Below are 367 nucleotides of genomic sequence, written 5' to 3'. Positions count from 1 at the left end.
GCTACGCGTGCGACGAGACGCCGGAGCTGATGCCGCTGCCGATCCACCTCGCGCACCGGCTCTCCCGCCGCCTGACCGACGTCCGCAAGAACGGGACCATCCCGTACCTGCGCCCGGACGGCAAGACCCAGGTCACCATCGAGTACGAGGGCGACAAGCCGGTCCGGCTCGACACCGTGGTGGTCTCCACCCAGCACGCCGCCGAGATCGACCTGGAGACCCTCCTCGCCCCGGACGTCCGCGAGCACGTGGTCGAGCACGTCCTGAAGCAGCTGGCCGCCGACGGGACGAAGCTGGACACCGAGGGTTACCGGCTGCTGGTCAACCCGACGGGGCGTTTCGAGATCGGCGGCCCGATGGGTGACGC

1 pseudogene is annotated in these 367 nt (G+C 70.3%); it reads left to right on the top strand.

Annotated features, from left to right (window positions below):
• Positions 1-367: pseudogene (locus WDV06_RS37450) on the top strand (methionine adenosyltransferase); the annotation flags it as partial.

Origin of the sequence: Streptomyces racemochromogenes (assembly GCF_044129415.1) — a bacterium.
Taxonomy (GTDB): domain Bacteria; phylum Actinomycetota; class Actinomycetes; order Streptomycetales; family Streptomycetaceae; genus Streptomyces; species Streptomyces racemochromogenes_A.
The sequence above is the reverse complement of the archived record's forward strand: the minus strand, read 5'-3'. Positions and strand labels throughout refer to the sequence as shown.